Source organism: Sedimenticola hydrogenitrophicus (assembly GCF_025175675.1).
In the GTDB taxonomy this organism is placed as follows: Bacteria; Pseudomonadota; Gammaproteobacteria; order Chromatiales; family Chromatiaceae; genus Sedimenticola; species Sedimenticola hydrogenitrophicus.
Genome location: NZ_JANIOA010000114.1, coordinates 1 through 1,148, shown reverse-complemented (window position 1 = coordinate 1,148; position 1,148 = coordinate 1). Strand labels below are relative to the sequence as shown.

The window sequence follows — 1,148 nt, the reverse complement described above, 5'->3', positions numbered from 1 at the left end:
GGTTTCAGCATCGTGATTGGCTCGCCAGATGCCAGGCCTCGGCCATGGTGAAAAGCCCGGCATCAGCGAAGTACTTGTTTGGCCAACGGACGTGATCGGCATGACACCTGCCCATGCCGGGCCGTTTTTCCTGCTTGCGCAGGATCGCTCTTAATCGACGACGGAGGAACGGGTCTATCCGTGCAAAGGTCCATCGGCGCGCATGCTGGAAATAGTTGAACCAGCCTCGTAACATAGGGTTGAGTTCCCCGATAACATGCTCCAGGCTGTTCCCACAGGTCCGTCGCGTCTTTCGACGGATCTTCTCCTTGAGGGCTTTCAGGCTCTTCTTCCGTACCCACCGACGACCCGCCTCAAAGCGATAACCCAGGAACTCGAAGCCTTGCCCCTTCTCCCGACAGTCCCCAATGTGGGTCTTGTCCGGATGCAGGCGCAGTCCATTGGCTTCCACCCATTGCTGCATTTCCCGCAGGGCTTGCAGGGCCTCGCCCTCGCTTCGGCACAGGGTCACCATGTCATCCGCGTAGCGGACCGTCCGGTAGCCCCGTCTCGTCATCTCCACGTCCAGTGGGTGCAGGTAGAGGTTCGCCAGGAGCGGACTGATGATGGCCCCTTGCGGCGTTCCGCCGCTTGGCGTCCATCGCTCCGCCCCCTTGACGATCTCCTGTTCAAGCCAGGATTCCAGCACCGACAGCAGTCTGCCGTCGCTGATCCGCTCTTCCACCTGCGCCAGTAGTCGATCGTGTGGGATACTGTCAAAGTATCCTTGCAGGTCGGCATCCACCACGTAGGTGTAGCCTTCCCGCAACAGGGCATCCACTTCTCGAAGTGCGTCCTTGCAGCCGTGCCCGGGGCGAAAGCCGTAGCTCATCGATAGGAACTCGTGCTCGAAGATCGGTTCGATCACGCGCTTCACCGCCGCCTGTACGATCCGGTCTTTCACCGCCGGGATACCCAGGGGGCGGTATTTGCCGTCCCCTTTCGGTATCTCGACGCGTCGGATCGCCTCCGGTCGGTAGCTCCCTCTCTTCAGCACTTCGGACAGTTCCTCCAGGTAGTGCTCGGCCCGCGCCTCGAAGCGCTCGATGCTCTGCCCATCCACGCCCGCCGCTCCCCGGTTGGCTCTGACGTCACGCCAGGCCGCCTCC

The 1,148-nt window shown here is 61.7% G+C and carries 1 protein-coding gene; it reads right to left on the bottom strand.

The features are described from left to right. Positions 1 to 4 precede the first annotated feature (4 nt). Positions 5 to 1,148, bottom strand: a 1,144-nt coding sequence (ltrA, locus tag NPX02_RS21190) for a group II intron reverse transcriptase/maturase (RefSeq protein WP_260296055.1), incomplete at its 5' end; no start/stop codon positions are given.